This is a genomic window from Bradyrhizobium sp. (genome assembly GCF_035570375.1).
Lineage (GTDB): Bacteria > Pseudomonadota > Alphaproteobacteria > Rhizobiales > Xanthobacteraceae > Bradyrhizobium.
Map to the genome: position 1 here is coordinate 1 of NZ_DATMLW010000009.1, position 16,171 is coordinate 16,171.

Here is a 16,171-nt window from a genome sequence, read left to right on the forward strand (position 1 = left end):
AGGTCAAGCTCGTGCATGGCCTCGTCGAAATTCCGCGGCTGATGGCGGCGGCGCTCGCCACCGAACCGCAGATCGAAAAGCTCGCGCGCGAGATCGCCAAGTCCAAGGACGTGCTCTATCTCGGCCGCGGCACCAGCTATCCACTGGCGCTGGAAGGCGCGCTGAAGCTGAAGGAAATTTCCTATATCCACGCCGAAGGCTATGCCGCCGGCGAACTCAAGCACGGGCCGATCGCACTGATCGACGAGAACCTGCCGGTGGTGGTAATCGCGCCGTACGACCGGGTGTTCGAGAAGACCGTCTCCAACATGCAGGAAGTGGCGGCGCGCGGCGGAAAAATTATTTTGATGACTGATGCCAAAGGGGCGGCGGAAGCCACCATCGAGTCGCTGGTGACGATCGTGCTGCCCGACATGGCCGCCACCTTTACGCCGATGGTCTATGCCGTTCCGGTACAACTTTTAGCCTATCATACCGCTGTGGTGATGGGCACCGACGTCGATCAGCCCCGAAATCTCGCAAAATCGGTAACGGTGGAATAACCGCCCTCTGGCTTCGGTCAGGTGGGGTCTTCAAAAGTCTGCTAGGATTGCTTAGCTCCCACATAGCAACGGCCGCTTCGACCGACCTGGAACCCTGATGAACCGCGACAATCTGCCTGTGACCGAACTCCCGCCGGATGCGCCGCGCGGGTTCATGGCCCGATTCCGCAACTATTTTCTCACCGGCCTGATCGTCGCCGGCCCCATCGCGATCACCTTCTATCTGACTTGGTGGTTCGTGACCTGGGTTGACGGTCTGGTACGGCCGTTTGTGCCCATTGCCTATCGGCCGGAAACCTATCTTCCGTTCGGATTGCCGGGCTCCGGGCTGATCGTCGCCGTGATCGCGCTGACGCTGTTGGGCTTCCTGACCGCCAATCTGATCGGACGGACGCTGGTCGATCTCGGCGAAAAGCTGCTCGGACGGATGCCGGTGGTGCGGGCGATCTATCGCGGCCTGAAGCAGGTATTCGAGACCTTGTTCTCAGGCTCGGGGTCAAGCCTTCGCCGGGTTGGCCTCGTCGAATTTCCCTCACCGGGTATGTGGTCGATCGTCTTGATCTCGCAGGCACCGAGCGTGGAGATATCAAACAATCTCCCCGGCCAGGAGGAGCATATTTCCGTGTTCCTGCCCTGCGCGCCGAACCCGACCACGGGTTTCTTTTTCTACGTCCCCAAAAGCAAGATCATCGAAATCGACATGAGCGCCGAGGACGCCGCGACCCTGATCATGTCAGCCGGTGTGGTGCAGCCCGGCTCCGACCCGCAGAAGAAGATTGCGGCCCTGGCCGGCATGGCGAACGCCGCCCGGGTGGCGAAAGCGTCGACGCTGCAGCCGGCGCCTGCGAAGGTGGATTGAGGGACAATGTCATTCCGGGATGGTCCGAAGGACCAGACCCGGAATCTCGAGATTCCGGGTTCGCGTTTTCAACGCGCCCCGGAATGACCGCGATTAATTCAACCCGCCCCAAGCAGCGGGATCGCCTCATCTCGCTCGTACAGATAGAGCAAACACCGCAGCGCTTCGCCGCGGTCGCCTGTCAGCTTCGGATTATCCTTCATGATGCGCAGCGCTTCGTCGCGCGCTTGCGTGATGAGCTGGGCGTGCACGTCGGAGCGGGCGATGCGGTAACCGGGCAGGCCGCTTTGTCGCACGCCCAGCACGTCGCCTTCACCGCGCAGTTTCAGGTCTTCCTCAGCGATCCGAAAGCCATCGGTGGTTTCCCGGATCACCTTGAGCCGCGCCGTCGACATTTCGTTCAGCGGCTCCTTGTAAAGCAACAGGCAGGTCGAAGCCTCGGAGCCGCGGCCGATCCGGCCGCGCAACTGGTGCAGTTGCGCGAGTCCGAAGCGTTCGGCGTTCTCGATCACCATGATGGTGGCGGCGGGGACATCGACGCCGACTTCGACCACGGTGGTCGCCACCAATAGCCCGATCTCGCCCACGGCGAACTGGCCCATCACGCGGTCTTTCTCGGCGCCCTTCATCTGGCCGTGCACGAGACCGACGCGATCGCCGAAACGTTTTTGCAGGCCCTCGTACCGCTCCGTTGCATTGGTGAGATGCTCGATGCCCTCAGCTTCGGATTCCTCCACCAGCGGGCAGATCCAGTACACCCGTTTGCCGGCGTGCAGCGCGCGGCCGACGGCATCGATCACCTCGTTGAGCCGGCTGTTCGGCACCGTGCGGGTATCGATCGGCTGGCGCCCTGCCGGTTTCTCACGTAATTCCGAGACATCCATGTCGCCGAAATACGTCAGCACCAGCGTGCGAGGGATCGGCGTCGCGCTCAGCACCAGCACGTCGACGGCCGCGCCCTTATTGGTCAGCGCCAGGCGCTCACGCACACCGAAGCGATGTTGTTCGTCGACCACCGCCAGTGCCAGCGTCTTGAACACCACATCATCCTGGATCAAGGCATGGGTGCCGATCAGGAAGTCGATTTCTCCGGCCTCGAGCCGCGCCAGGAGTTCGCGCCGCTCCTTGCCCTTTTCACGTCCCGTGAGGATCGCGACCCGCAGACCTGCGCGCTCCGCCAGGGGCGCTATGGTCTTGATGTGCTGGCGCGCGAGGATTTCGGTCGGCGCCATCAGCGCGGCCTGCTTGCCGACCTCGGTGACCGCAGCCGCCGCCAGCAAGGCCACCACCGTCTTGCCCGAGCCGACATCGCCCTGCAGCAGCCGCAACATGCGAACGGGCTGGCGCAGATCTTCCGCGATCGCAGCCGCGGCCTTTCGCTGCGACGAGGTCAGCGCGTAGGGCAGCGCGTCGATGATCTTCTTGCGCAGATGACCATCGCCGGCATTGCGGTCGCCGGCAGGACGGCGCAACTGCGCCCGCACCAGCGCCAGCGCGAGCTGGCCGGCGAGCAACTCGTCGAACGCCAGGCGCGACCAATAGGGACCGTCGGGCAGGATATCGGCGAGTTCGAGCGGGACGTGAACGCGATTGAGGGCCTCGGCGAAGGGCGGAAACTTGCAGCGCCGGATCACGTCCGGACTTGTCCACTCCGGGAGTTTTGGCAGCTTCTGCAGCGCCTGCGCCATCGCCCGCCGCAGCGAACCGAGCGCCAGCCCCTCCGTGAGGGGGTAGACGGGGTCGATGCCGGTCAATTTTGCAAAGCCGACTTCATCGACCACGCGGTCGGGGTGCACGATCTGCGGAACGCCGTCGAACATCTGCAAGGTGCCGGAGACGTAGCGTTTCGAGCCAACCGGCAGGAGCTTTTCGACATAGCCGGGCTTGGCGCGGAAGTAGGTCAGCACCACGTCGCCGGTATCGTCGCTGGCGTAGACCAGATGCGGCGCGCGGGAGTTGCGGGCAGGGGTGGGCCGGTGGCGGTCGACCGTCACTTCCAGCGTCACGACCGTTCCGGGCACCGCATCGCGGATCTTCGGGCGCGCGCGACGATCGATCACGCTTGCCGGCAGATGCAGCAACAGATCGACCAGCCGTGGCGTCTCATCGCGGCCGAGCAGGTAGCGAAACAGCTTGTCCTGTTTCGGCCCGACGCCGGCCAGGCTCGTGACCGGCGCAAACAGGGGATTGAGCAAAGCGGGGCGCATCCGCAAGCTTTAGAAAGCTTTCTGGCACTGCGCAACGCGTCATCCTGGAAAGACGACAGCGCTCACCACGCGTAGCGCACTACGCCCTTGCCGGCGTAGGAGCGGGTGACGTTAGAGAACTCGCCCTCGAAGGTGGCTGCGGCTGACCAGCCATTCCTCCATTTCATTTCGATCGACGCCGTGTTGAGCGCGGAGTCGGCCGCCTGCGCGGCACCGTTGACGACGAAGGACGCGCCCGGAAGTGTCTGGAAGGTTGCGGCAATGGACCGGTCGGGATCGAAGTCATGGGCCCAGGCGAAGCGGCCTCGCAGTGTCAGGATGCCGTTGGCGAGCGCCCAGGACTTGTCGGTGCGGATACCGAGTTCGGTCCGTGTATCGGTGACGTCCTTGGCGTTATAGCCAAGCGCAAAATTGTTGGTGCCGACGATCGCCTGCTCGGCGTAAGCAGGAAGATCAAAGGTGACGAATTGCGCGGCGGCGTAGGGCGTGATCCCGAAGCCGCCATTCCATGGCGTAACAAGGCGATACCCGCCTTCAAGTCTTCCCGAATACGCGTTCGCATTGAACTCGGCGCGCAGCTGATCGATCCCGGCAACCGTCACCGTGCGGTTGGTAGTGATGTCCTGCCAGCCATAGGCGAGTGCAGCAGAGATATAGGCAGGCCCGTCGGTGTGGCGGAGATAGGCGCCGGCCTGGAACAGGTCGGAGCGGCCGGTGCCGCCATTCGCCACGGAAAAACTGGTGCCGCCGCCGGCCAGCGCAAAGCCGGCGATGGTGGTCGGCGAGATCAGATAGTCGGCGCCGACCGCGGTCGCAGCGATATTGCTTGTGGTGCTGTTCGATCCGACCGCGCCGTTGCCGTCGGTGGATTGCGAACCGCCGAAGCCAGCCGCCCATACGCTCCAGTGCTGCTCGAAGGTCGGCGGTGCCTTTGCGACCATTGCAAACGCATCGGTCCTCCTGTTTGCCGCATAGCCGAGCGCTTCGTCGGCATATCCGTTCGCGCCCGGCAGAGAAGCGCCGCCCGTCCGGTTCATGAAGGGATCGGTGAGGAGGCCCATGAACTGGCCCATTGCATCGAAAGTCGTCTGCTGCGAACCCGTCGCAGTCTCACCGGAAATCTGCGTCAGACCGTTGAGAAGTCCGGCGCCGGACAGGTTGAAGATCGCGCTGAACGCATTGCTCAGGCTGTTGCCCGCCAGAATGCCGGTGTCGATTGCGCCGGCGACTTTGGTCTGGTTAGCGTTGGCGTTCCCGGGCAGGAGCGGCGACAACAGCCCCGGCGCAAGCGTCAGGAACACGTCGCCGCCGGCGTAGGTGAGGATCGGATCAAGCGCGAAATTGTTGGCGATCAGCAGATTGACGGAGCCGAAGGTGGTGTTGTTCAGTCCGGACGAGGTCAGGATGGTGTAGGTGGTCTTTTGCGTCAGCCGCGTCAGCACGTCGACGGTAACGTTGCCTCCGAGCGCGGCAGTGCCGGTAACCGTGGTGTTGCTGGCGCTCGTGCCCGACACCTGCACCAGATAAAGCGCACCAGAGGCGAAGGCGAGATTACCGGAAACGGCGAGTGCACCGAGCGGATTGGCAGCGTTGCCCGGAACAAGCAAGCTGCCCGCATTGAGTTGCGTCGCGCCTACCGTACCGGTACCCGTGAGCGCGCTGCCAGATGTGACCGTGGTGAGGTTCGATGCCGCGATCGAGCCATCGACTTCCAGCACGCCTGCGTTGATCGTGGTTGCACCACTATAGGTATTGATGCCGCTGAGCGTCTGCATGCCGCCATTAAGCGACAGCCCGCCGGTGCCCTGGATGCTGTGAGCACCAGCTTGCCGCCGCCGGTAAGGACGATATCGCCGGGCGTCGCGCCGTCCGAAATCCCGCCCGTGATCGTCTGCGTCGCGCCCGGGCTGACCGTGACGGTCGGATCACCCGATATACTGATCGAGTTGGAGACCGTGAAATTACCGGCACCAAACGACAGCGTCGTACCCGCTCCCAGCGAGAGCAGGCCGGTACCCACCGCACTGTTGTTGCCGATCACCAGTGTCCCACCGGATACGGTCGTGCCCCCGGTATAGGTATTCGCGCCCGACAGCGCCAATGTGCCGGATCCGGTCAGCGCTATGCTGGCTTGACCCTGACCATCAGCGACAACATTGCTGATGGTCTGGGTGTTGCCGGCTCCCGGGTTGAAAGTGAGCGGCGCGCCTTGCGAAAAGATTCCGGAGCCGAACGCCGAGCCGTTCAATGCGGCGTTGCCGCCGCCGCCGGCTCCCGCCGTCACCGAATTGCCATTGACCGTGAAACTGCCATTGACGGTCAGCGAGCCGCCGCCTTGCACGAAGATGGCGCCGCCGGCGCCAAGACCACCGCCGCCATTGATCCCGCCGGCAGTCGCGCCGCCGAAACCTCCCGCACCATTGCCCGCACCACCGCCGCCGCCGAACCCGCCTGTACCGCCACCGCTGCCGCCACCGCCGCCAAAGCCGCCGTTGAACTGACCGCCACCGTTGCTCGCGCCGTTGATGCCACCGCCGCCGCCACCAAAGCCACCATCGCCACCCAAGGAACCGTTGACCCCGCCGACACCACCGCCACCGCCGCTGAGGCCGATCCCTCCGCCAGGCGCGCCGCCACCACCAGGACGAATCGTGACGCCGGTGATGATACCAGTGCCGCCCGGGCCGCCGCTGCCGCCGCTTGCGCCAAGACCTGCACCGCCACCGCCGCCGCCACTGGCGATGCCTGCAGTGTTAACTCCCGCACCGCCATTGCCGCCAAGACCACCACCGCCGCCGCCACCGGTGGAGAGATTGCCGGTAGTGCTGCTACCCCCGGTGCCTCCGGTGGCGTTGTTGCCGGAGAGCGAGACGTTGCTCACCGTGACACTGGCGCCGCTCGCCACAAAAATGGCGCCACCGAGCCCTGCACCTCCGCCGCCGCCGAGCCTGCCGCCGCCACGGTTCCGCCCTGGGCGACCGCATTTTGAATCGTGACGTTTTCAATCGTCACATTCACCGTCTGGGGCGAGGTGGCGCCGCCGGTGAAATTAGCGACGAAGAAGCCGCGAAACTGGCTTCCACCGTCGAGCGTATGGCCGCCGCCGTCGATGACGATGTTGTTGGTCTGCACTGCCGGCAGTTCGGCTGTAAGTGTGATGTTCTGGGTCAGCGTGATGGTGGTCGTGTTCGCGCTTGTAATGCACGCCGCCAGGCTCGCCGTATCGCTGGCGGGGCAGTTCGTCGCCTTCGCCGGCGTGACGAGCAGAGAAATGCTGATGGGCACCGCGCCTAATCGTGACAGCCAATTAAGCAAGGTCGGCACGAGCAAACGCGCCGTCGATCCGGTCTTCACGAAAGCACTCCGACAATCTGGGCGAATAGGCGGCACGAACGAGGCGCAGCGTTCTAGCACGTCGAAAAAATCGACAATGTGCCCAGTGTCTCAGCCGCAGATTCTCGCAGGGGTTGTTGCGCCCACGACACACATTTTTGGCAACATAAAGCACCCGATCACGCCGAAGTTGATGGACGGCGATCTTCGCAACGCTACACGCCGCATATCTGGGACGCTTAAGCCATCACATGGGGCGAATTACACATGACGGAGAACATATCGGATGGCGAGCATGGCGCGCCGGCGCTCAAACAGCTGCGCGATTCGGCAAGGGACATCTGCGATGTGATCCCGCTCACTGCGGAAGATCATTTTCACGCCACCACGACAACGCTCATGGTCGATAATGCCCTGCTGGTGGATTCATTGATCACTCCCGTGCAGTACGATCGGACGCCAGCGCACGTTGCGCGCGGCGCACTTGATTTTTATCAGGTGGCTCTTTGCCTGAATGGCAAGATGAGGTTCTCCTCGGGACGCCGCGAGCTGACATTGCGACCAGGCGACATCTGTCTGATCGACATGTCAGAGCCGAACCGGACGGTACTGACGCAAACCGGCGAAGACCGCTTCCATCTGAGGTCGCTCGTGTTGCCCCGCGCGGTCCTCGCGCCAAAGCTGGCGCATCCGGATTCGGCAAATGCGACATTCCTGGCGGGAGATAGTCAGCGCGGACTTCTGCTAGCCGGCCAGTTTCATATGCTCTGGGAATCCGGGTCCTGCGAACCTTCAAGTCTGCCCGGCATGATCGAAGCCATCGCCTGGGTCGTCGCCGAGACCGTTGGCCCGACGCCGGACTCGATCGGCGATGTCGAACGAGCCGAACGCCATCTCTATCTCGCGGTCATCAAGCGTCACATCGAAGCCAATCTCAATTCTCCCGCGTTGACCGCGAGCCATCTCTGTCACCGCTTCCGGATTTCCCGCGCGAGCCTGTACCGATTGTTTGAAGCCGATGGCGGGCTTGCCCGCTTCATCCAGGAGCAGAGACTAAATCGCGCTTTGAGGCAGCTGGTTTCACCGTCGTGGCAGGGCAAAGACCTGATCAATCTGGCCGCCGATCTTCAATTCAGCAGCGCCTCCACCTTCATCCGCGCGTTCCGCCGGCGGTTTGGTGTGACCCCCGGCAAGATCAGGGAAATGGCAGAAACCTGGCGCCACGAAAACGGAACCTTTTTTGAAACGGACAATCTGCTCCATCAGCTCACGCGGCGTCGCGCCGCTCAAGGCATATGACTGACGTTCCAGGGATTACGGGCGCCAAAGCCAGGAAATCTAGCCTGCGCCAAATCTCGCACCGTGATCGCCCCACTTGAGGGGGTGCATCCAAATCGTCAAGGGACGAGAGCGGGATGCGGTGGACGCAACACGTTGGACCTACGACAGGACGGCAGGGCCGACTTTGCCTCTCGCCGCCCACCCGGCGCTGCAACTTTGCGGAAATCATGCCGCGCTTCGACGAACATCAGCGTCGGCCGAAAGCGGCGCATCGAGCCCGAGTGCGGCCTTGATTTTCTGGTTCGGGCATGATCTCGGTCCCAACCTGATTTGCCCGTCGTGTTAATCTGCCGCAGGCCGGCGTTATTGATCCTACCCCCAAATCACCGGCAGATTCCGCACGTCCCGTCCCACAGAGGGGCGGCTCGCGATCGTCACGAACGCGGGGCGGGATGCGATGGACGCAGGCTGCGCTTCTGACGAAGGCGCGTGCCTGCGGACGGCGAAGTCGTGTGGTCCTGATATCCCGACGCTGATATCAAGTTGGCGACGATGCTTCGCATCGCGCCGATGACGGTGGCAAGAAAGCCCGGTCACTGGGGAGAGCGCGCTATAAGCCATTAAAACCATTGCGCGGGGAATGCCGGGTGTTACCGGTGTGACCGTGGTGACTACGCTTGTGTGCTCTTCTACCATTGCACACAAGGCTGCGGGCGCATTGAGCGTCCGGCATTCCCTGCGCCCTCTGATTGGAGAAGGCGGGTAATTTCGGGCAAACCTCGCGCGGATCATGCGGCGAGACCGCGAGCCTATGTCTGCGAAGGAATAGTTGGTAATTCGTTTGACACCAGGGCTGACATTCACCGATCCCAACGCTATATCAGCCCCGCCCGGCACGTCCGGGCTTTTGGCGTTGGCATCCGGAAAAAAGGAAGATGACGGGAACGACACGATCGAGCGGCGGCCTCGACGAGCGCCGCAAGCGGCTCCTTTTCCGCTGCTGGCATCGCGGCACCCGCGAGATGGACCTGATCCTCGGCCGCTTCGCCGATGCCGAAATCGCCGGATTGACCGACGAGGATCTGGCGCAGCTCGAAAGGCTGGTCGAGGTGCCCGACGTCGAGCTCTATGCCGCGCTCACCGGAGAGGCGACCATGGACCCAAACTATGCAGGTCGCGTTTTCGACCGTATCAAGTCGTTTCGCTCTGGAGATCGCTAGCGCGGCGAATTTGAAGTTCCTGTTAGTGTCGCCCGAAATCATCTTAGGAACTTCAAATTCAGGGCCGCACTAGAACCAAAAAGTTGCAGGAGCTCCTTTGATTCCGAAGTTCGCATCAGAGGTTGCCGCGATTATTTGCGAACTTCGGAACCGGAGCTCCGAAGCATGAAGCCGCCTGCCCAATCGCCCGCGCAACTCCTGGCTGTTGGCCGTGCGCTGACCCTTTCCAACGTCGCCGAGGGGGCCGAGGGACTGATCGTTTCGGACCTCTCGCGCGCAGTTGCTGCGCGCGAAAGGCCCCCGGCGGTCAGCCTTGCCGTCGTGTGCCGGGATGGCTCCCGCATGCAGCAACTGGCACGGGCGCTGGCGTTCTTCGCCCCCGATCTGCCGGTTCTTCAGTTCCCGGCGTGGGATTGCCAGCCCTATGACCGGGTGTCGCCGCATGGCGGCATCCTGGCGCAGCGGCTGACGACGCTGGCGCGGCTGTCGCGCCTTGCAGGCAGCGACAAGCCGCTGATCGTGCTGACGACGGTCAACGCCATCGTACAGCGGATCCCGGCGCGCGAGGTCATCGCCGCGCAGGCGCTTTCGGTGGCTCCCGGCCATGTCGTGCCGATGGATTCCATCCTGGCCTGGCTCGAGCACAACGGCTACAACCGCTCCTCGACCGTGCGCGAAGCGGGCGAATACGCGGTGCGCGGGGGCATTCTCGATCTTTTCCCGGCCGGACTCGATCAGCCTGTTCGGTTCGATTTCTTCGGCGACAGCCTGGAATCGATCCGCAGCTTCGATGCCGAAACCCAACGAACGCATCTGGACATGCGTTCGCTCGATCTCGTTCCGATCTCGGAATTCCAGCTCACCACTGAAACCATTCGCCGTTTCCGCATGGGCTATGTCGCCGCCTTTGGCGCGCCAAGACGCGACGATTCCCTTTACGAGGCCGTCAGCGAGGGCCGCCGCCATCCCGGCATGGAGCACTGGTTGCCGCTGTTCCAGGAACGATTGGACACGCTGTTCGACTACCTGGCCGATGCACCGATCGCCATCGAGCCGCAAGGCGAGGATGCCGCGCGCGAGCGCTTCAAGCAGATCGCCGACTACTACGAGGCGCGGCGCGAAGCGCTGGAGCACCCAGGCTCCGGCGCGATCTACCAGCCCCTGCCGCCCGACCGGCTTTATCTGACTGAGGACGAGTGGAGCAAACGTCTCGAAGCCTCCGCAATGGTGCGGCTGACGCAGTTCGCGATGCCGGAGGGGACCGCCAACGTGGTCGACGCCGGCGCGCGCCAGGGACGCAATTTCGCGCCGGAGCGCAACGACAGTTCGGTCAACGTGTTCGAAGCCGTCGTCGCTCATGTTCAGGCACTGCAGGCAAACCGCAAGAAAGTCGTGATTGCGCTGTGGAGCGAGGGCTCGCGCGACCGCATGGACAGCATGCTGCGGGATCACAAGCTCCACAACGTAACCAGCGTCAACACCTGGCGCACCGTGCAGGCCACGCCGCGCAACGAGGCGATGCTGGCCGTGGTCGGCATGGAATCCGGTTTCGAAACCGACCATGTCGCAGTCATCAGCGAGCAGGATATCCTTGGCGACCGGCTGGTGCGGCCGCGCAAGGCGAGCCGAAAACTCGACAATTTCATTTCCGAGGTGACGAGCCTTGCGTCGGGCGACCTCGTGGTCCATGTCGAGCACGGCATTGGCCGGTTCGTCGGCCTGCAGACGCTCGACGTGTCGGGCGCACCCCACGATTGTCTCGAACTGCATTATGCAGCCGATACCAAGCTGTTTCTGCCGGTGGAAAACATCGAGCTGTTGTCCCGCTATGGCTCCGACAGCGCCAATGTCGAACTCGACCGGCTGGGCGGCAGCGGCTGGCAGGCGAGGAAGGCAAAACTCAAGAGCCGCATCCGCGAGATCGCCGGCGAACTGATCAAGATCGCCGCCGAACGGCATCTGCATGAAGCGCCGAAATTGCCGGTGCAGGCGCATGTCTATGACGAATTCTGTGCGCGCTTCCCCTACGAGGAAACCGAAGACCAGCTCGGCGCGATCGCCTCGACCTTGAAGGACCTCGAAAGCGGCCGCCCCATGGACCGGCTGATTTGCGGCGATGTCGGATTTGGCAAGACCGAGGTGGCGCTGCGCGCGGCTTTTGCGGCCTCTCTCGACGGCAAGCAGGTCGCCGTCGTCGTTCCGACGACGCTTCTTGCACGCCAGCACGCCAAAACCTTCGCCGATCGTTTCCGCGGTTTTCCGATCCGCGTCGCCCAGGCTTCGCGTCTGATCCCGGCGAAGGAACTCACCCTGGTCAAGAAGGGCCTCGCAGACGGGTCGATCGACATCGTGGTCGGCACCCACGCGCTGCTCGGCAAATCGATCAAGTTCAGGGATCTGGGCCTATTGATCGTCGACGAGGAGCAGCATTTCGGCGTCAGCCACAAGGAACGGCTGAAACAATTGCGGGCCGAAGTGCACGTGCTGACCCTGAGCGCGACGCCGATCCCGCGCACGCTGCAATTGGCGCTGACGGGCGTGCGTGAGCTTTCCATCATCGCCTCGCCGCCGGTCGACCGGCTCGAGGTCCGCACCTTCGTCGCCCCGCACGATCCCCTGATGATCCGCGAGGCGCTGTTGCGCGAACGCTACCGGGGCGGACAAGCGTTCTACGTGGCGCCCCGCATCGAGGACATCGCGGGCGTGAAGGATTTTCTGGACAAAAGCGTCCCGGAGATGAAAGTGGCGGTGGCGCATGGCCAGATGCCGCCGACCGTCATCGAGGACATCATGTCCGCATTCTATGACGGCAAGTACGACATTCTGCTCTCGACCACGATCATCGAGTCCGGGCTCGACATCCCCAATGCAAATACGCTGATCGTGCATCGCGCCGACATGTTCGGATTGGCGCAGCTCTATCAGCTGCGCGGACGGGTGGGACGATCGAAGCTGCGCGCCTACGCGCTGTTCACGCTGCCGGCGCAGCAAAAGATCACGGCACAGGCTGAACGGCGGTTGAAGGTGCTGCAATCGCTGGAAACATTGGGCGCCGGATTCCAGCTTGCCTCGCACGATCTCGACATTCGCGGCGCCGGCAATCTGCTCGGCGAGGAACAATCCGGCCATATCAAGGAGGTCGGTTTCGAGCTGTACCAGTCGATGCTGGAAGAGGCGATCCTCAACCTCAAGGCAGGCGTGGCCGAGCCTGCGGCCGATCGCTGGTCGCCGCAGATCACAGTAGGCATGCCGGTGCTGATTCCGGAAGACTACGTCGCCGACCTGTCGGTGCGGCTGTCGTTGTACCGTCGGCTCGCCGATCTGGAAACCGACGAGGAGATCGACAATTTCGCGGCCGAGTTGCGCGACCGTTTCGGCGTGTTGCCGGACGAAGTGCGCTATCTGTTCAAGGTCGCTGCGATCAAGAACTATTGCCGAAGGGCCAATGTCGAGAAGGTCGATGCCGGGCCGAAGGGCGCAGTCATCAGCTTCCGCGACAACAAGTTCGCGCATCCCGATCGGCTGGTCTATTTCATCCGCCAGCACGGCCAGGCCGCCCGCGTCCGCCCCGACATGAAGGTCGTCTTCTTCCAGGAATGGGAAACACCGGAAGAGCGGCTAAAGGGCACGACCGAAATACTGCGACAGCTGGCCAGTCTCGCCGAAAGCAAGAAGGCGGCATAACAGCTGCCGTTGGCGGTTGGCGCGCTTAGATCATGCTGCGACTAAGTGGAGTCGCATCATGATCTCATCTCTTTGTTGGAGCATGATCTCCGCGCAAACGCGTTCCGCGTTTGTCGCGAGGGAAAACCGGTTAACCACTTTTCCGGATCATGCTCACGAGGCGGCGCGGCGGCCCTGGTCGTAGAGTCTTGCGAGCAGCGATTGCACCGTGTCCGAGCTTTCCAGGGCGGCCAGGGTGACGACGGGTTCGGAACGCACGTCGCGTTTGCCGTGGGAGGTGTGTCGCATCACGCTGGAAAGCCGCCGGGCGATCGCGTGCGCGTTTCGCAGATCGGCCCCCGCGAACACCACGATCACCGAGCCGTCTTCCCGTGCCGCGCCGAAATCCATCTGACGCAACAGGCGACTGAGAATCCGCGCGCCGTCAAGCTGCGCGCGTGCATGGTTTTTATCGAACGCAAAGCGCGCCACCGACAGGCCACCGCCGCGCGACTGCGCTTCGCGAACCGCGGTGGCGAAATCGCGCTCGAATGCGGCCCTCGTCAACAATCCGGTCAAGGGATCGAGCAAACCGCCCGCATCGATCGAACGGAGCGTGCGGCTCAAATGGGTTTCGAAGGCGTGCTGGCGGATCAACGGCAAGGCATTGGCGGCAATATGGGCGGGATCGCCGCAGATGATCTCGAGGTTCGGCAAATCGTAAGCCGGCACCACGCCATCCAGCGTCACGATCACCGGCAGGTTGCGAAAGCGCGCATCCTCGCCAAGCACGGTGAGGAATGCATCCACCACCCGTGCGCTGAAACCTTCGCCTAGCACGATGCCGTCGATGTCGCGGGTGTTGAGATGTTTTGCAGCGGCTTCGATGCTCAGCGCGCCCACGATTCCCATCCGCTCACCGAGCGCAACGGAAAGCGCAGCGTAGCCGGCGCCCCGCCCGATCAAGAGCGCGGTCGCGTGGCGAACCGGATCTGTCTGCGCAACGGTCGGATGGGCCTGCGCCTGATCGTTACGCCGGCGCATGACGGTTGCATGCAATGCGCGAACCCTGAGTGCCGCGCGCAAACGCGCCGTCAGGCGGTCCCAGCATGCCTTGCCTTGCGAAAACGGGATCGCATTTTCGGGCAGTGCGGCCTGGGGATCGATTGCGATGAGGGGCAGGTAAGGCTCGATTGCGCCGATCTGTTCGGCAAGCCTGGAAAACTCTCCTTCCGGGGCCTGCGACATCGCAACGACGATGCCGGCCGGCTGGAGCCTGGCGACCGCGCGTGAGACCTCAGTCCAGGTCGCATCGATAATCGGAAATATGCCGGCGCGGTCAAGCGCGACCGCGAACGCCGGCTGCCTTGTCGACGACACGACGATGATGGGGCCTTGCAGGGACATCGAAAATTCGGACCAAAACGCCTGAATCGGAGGCGCGATCCTAGTGGGCGCCGTCTTAATGCCCCGTCAACGAAGCCATCCGTTTGCTGATCAGCCGAGGATGTTCCGATCGCGAAATGCTTCGACCATCAGAGGGTTGAGGCCAAGCTGGCTCAGCGCCTCGCGGCCGCGCGCGTGATCCTGGGCGCGCCCGGCGAGGCGGTAGCCGCACAATCGATCGGGCAAGGCCGTCAGAAGTGCGCCGTGACCGAGCCGCCTGGCCCATTCCTGGAGATCGTGCGACAAAAACCGATAACCGCCGACTGACACGATTCCAGCAGGCGGCGCGGTAATGCAGATCGCGCCGGTCGCACGGTCGAGTCGTGCGGCGTAGCCCGTGTCGGCGTAGTCCTGCGGCGGCTGCGATACCAGGGAGTCGCCGGCTGGCGGCGGCGGCGCATAGGCCGGGACGGGCACCATCGCGCCGCGCAAGGCCAACGTTCCCTTCGGTGTGAGGAGGGTCTCGACAGCACTCGACGTTCCCGGGACGTCGCGCGGCGCGCCATGCGCTCCCGGCATGATCGGCACCGGCGTCCCTTCCGCGGTCCGGCGGGCGCCGAACAAGCCGACCTCGCCAAACAGATAGACGTCGGTGAAGCTCGCAGCCTCGGAGGTCCACTGCGCACTCGATGCGACCTGTTCCGGAGTACGCCATAGCCCGATCACATGACGCAGCGTCGGCAGACGCGCGGACGAATCGATCTCGGCCAACCGCAGCGCCATTGGAGCCGGTGTCACCAGCGTGTCGCAGCAATCGTCGTCGATCTGCCGTTTAAGAACCTCGCCGTCGAAGGGGTGATGCAGGCTCAGCGTGCCCGCCGACAGCAGCCAGACGACAAGCGAAGAGGTCAAACCGGCGAACGAGGAGGGGGCGAATGCCGACATCAGGGTCGCCCCCTGCTTCAGGCGGCTTTCGAGGAAAACCGCAAGTCCGCCGGCTATCAAATTGAGATGGGTCCGCGGTACCGGGCGAAACCCGTCGGCCGTCACGTCGAATGAGACGGCCGCTGCCTTGCGGCCGTCGTGTATGACCTTGCGCTTGGTCGCCGATCCGTTGGACATGGCAAGATCCAGCGAAGCCATGCCTTCAGGCAGGTCATCGCCGAAGCCGCAGACGTGGCGAATGGAAAAGGCTTCGGCCGCCGCATTCATGGCCAGATCGGCATGATTGACGCCGTCGATCCTGGCCATGGTCACGATCGCCCGCGCGCCCGTGCGATTGAGTGCCATGGTCAATTCCGCCTGCCGCCAGAGTTGCGGAAGCAGCGCGACGATCAACCCGGCACGATGGGCGGCCAATACTGTGAGCACGAACTCCACCGTATTCGGCAACTGGATTCCGATGACGGAATTGGCGGGAAGTCCGCTTTCGATGAAGTGGGTCGCGAGCGCCGAGATGGCCCGATCGGCTTGGGCGAAGGTCATCCGCCTCGGCGCCAGCCCGGTGATACGCTGCTTGTTGAGCGGATCGAGCAGCGCCGGTGCGTCAGGCTGCCGGGTCAGAACCCGCTGAAACAGTCCGTCAAGCGTCGGCGATTGGCTGGTCTGGATCACGGGTCCACTTAATCTGACGTCGGTTTCGATTTGGGTCGGAATTGAGATCACTTGCAAGAGGTCATT

10 protein-coding genes are annotated in these 16,171 nt (G+C 63.4%); 5 read left to right on the forward strand and 5 right to left on the reverse strand.

The features are described from left to right. Both VNX23_RS00980 and VNX23_RS00985 read left to right on the forward strand, forming a co-directional pair. Positions 1-542 (forward strand): SIS domain-containing protein (locus tag VNX23_RS00980; RefSeq protein WP_325627060.1); only part of this gene is annotated, 542 nt, incomplete at its 5' end. 97 nt (positions 543-639) lie between these two features. Then, complete coding sequence (locus VNX23_RS00985; RefSeq protein ID WP_414642931.1) at positions 640-1,401, forward strand: DUF502 domain-containing protein; 762 nt, start codon at positions 640-642, stop codon at positions 1,399-1,401. 98 nt (positions 1,402-1,499) lie between these two features. Here VNX23_RS00985 and recG read toward each other — a convergent pair whose 3' ends face one another. The 3 genes from recG to VNX23_RS01005 form a co-directional block, all read right to left on the reverse strand. After that, the gene (recG, locus tag VNX23_RS00990; protein ID WP_325627062.1) at positions 1,500-3,608 is read right to left on the reverse strand and encodes an ATP-dependent DNA helicase RecG; all 2,109 of its coding nucleotides are present in this window, start codon (positions 3,606-3,608) and stop codon (positions 1,500-1,502) included. A 62-nt stretch (positions 3,609-3,670) separates the two neighbouring features. Further along, entirely contained in the window at positions 3,671-5,383 is a 1,713-nt protein-coding gene (locus VNX23_RS30905) for an autotransporter domain-containing protein (RefSeq protein WP_349256117.1), read from the reverse strand. Between the two features lie 1,102 nt (positions 5,384-6,485). Further along, positions 6,486-6,962 carry a pectate lyase-like adhesive domain-containing protein gene (locus tag VNX23_RS01005; protein WP_325627066.1) on the reverse strand — a complete coding sequence of 159 codons (477 nt, stop codon included), beginning with the start codon at positions 6,960-6,962 and terminating at the stop codon, positions 6,486-6,488. Positions 6,963-7,208: 246 nt separating this feature from the next. On the opposite strand from VNX23_RS01005, the gene VNX23_RS01010 reads away from it, so the two are divergent. The 3 genes from VNX23_RS01010 (at position 7,209) to mfd (ending at position 13,126) form a co-directional block, all read left to right on the forward strand. Beyond that, the gene (locus VNX23_RS01010; protein WP_325627068.1) at positions 7,209-8,240 is read left to right on the forward strand and encodes a helix-turn-helix domain-containing protein; all 1,032 of its coding nucleotides are present in this window, start codon (positions 7,209-7,211) and stop codon (positions 8,238-8,240) included. 917 nt (positions 8,241-9,157) lie between these two features. Continuing rightward, positions 9,158-9,442, forward strand: coding sequence for a succinate dehydrogenase assembly factor 2 (locus VNX23_RS01015; protein ID WP_325627069.1), 285 nt, complete (start codon positions 9,158-9,160; stop codon positions 9,440-9,442). Between the two features lie 165 nt (positions 9,443-9,607). Further along, positions 9,608-13,126: a transcription-repair coupling factor gene (gene mfd, locus VNX23_RS01020; protein ID WP_325627071.1), complete on the forward strand. Its 3,519-nt coding sequence runs from the start codon at positions 9,608-9,610 to the stop codon at positions 13,124-13,126. 153 nt (positions 13,127-13,279) lie between these two features. On the opposite strand, the gene VNX23_RS01025 is transcribed toward mfd, so the two are convergent. Next, entirely contained in the window at positions 13,280-14,512 is a 1,233-nt protein-coding gene (locus VNX23_RS01025) for a GGDEF domain-containing protein (protein ID WP_325627073.1), read from the reverse strand. Between the two features lie 90 nt (positions 14,513-14,602). After that, positions 14,603-16,105, reverse strand: a complete 1,503-nt coding sequence (locus VNX23_RS01030) for a class I adenylate-forming enzyme family protein (RefSeq protein ID WP_325627143.1) — start codon at positions 16,103-16,105, stop codon at positions 14,603-14,605. Positions 16,106-16,171 lie beyond the last annotated feature (66 nt).

Coding starts and splice junctions, on each gene's coding strand:
- mfd (WP_325627071.1), top strand. CDS start 9,608: ATGAAGCCGCCTGCCCAATCGCCCGCGCAACTCCTGGCTGTTGGCCGT.
- VNX23_RS00985 (WP_414642931.1), top strand. CDS start 640: ATGAACCGCGACAATCTGCCTGTGACCGAACTCCCGCCGGATGCGCCG.
- VNX23_RS01015 (WP_325627069.1), top strand. CDS start 9,158: ATGACGGGAACGACACGATCGAGCGGCGGCCTCGACGAGCGCCGCAAG.
- VNX23_RS01010 (WP_325627068.1), top strand. CDS start 7,209: ATGACGGAGAACATATCGGATGGCGAGCATGGCGCGCCGGCGCTCAAA.
- VNX23_RS01025 (WP_325627073.1), bottom strand. CDS start 14,512: ATGTCCCTGCAAGGCCCCATCATCGTCGTGTCGTCGACAAGGCAGCCG.
- VNX23_RS30905 (WP_349256117.1), bottom strand. CDS start 5,383: ATGCAGACGCTCAGCGGCATCAATACCTATAGTGGTGCAACCACGATC.
- recG (WP_325627062.1), bottom strand. CDS start 3,608: ATGCGCCCCGCTTTGCTCAATCCCCTGTTTGCGCCGGTCACGAGCCTG.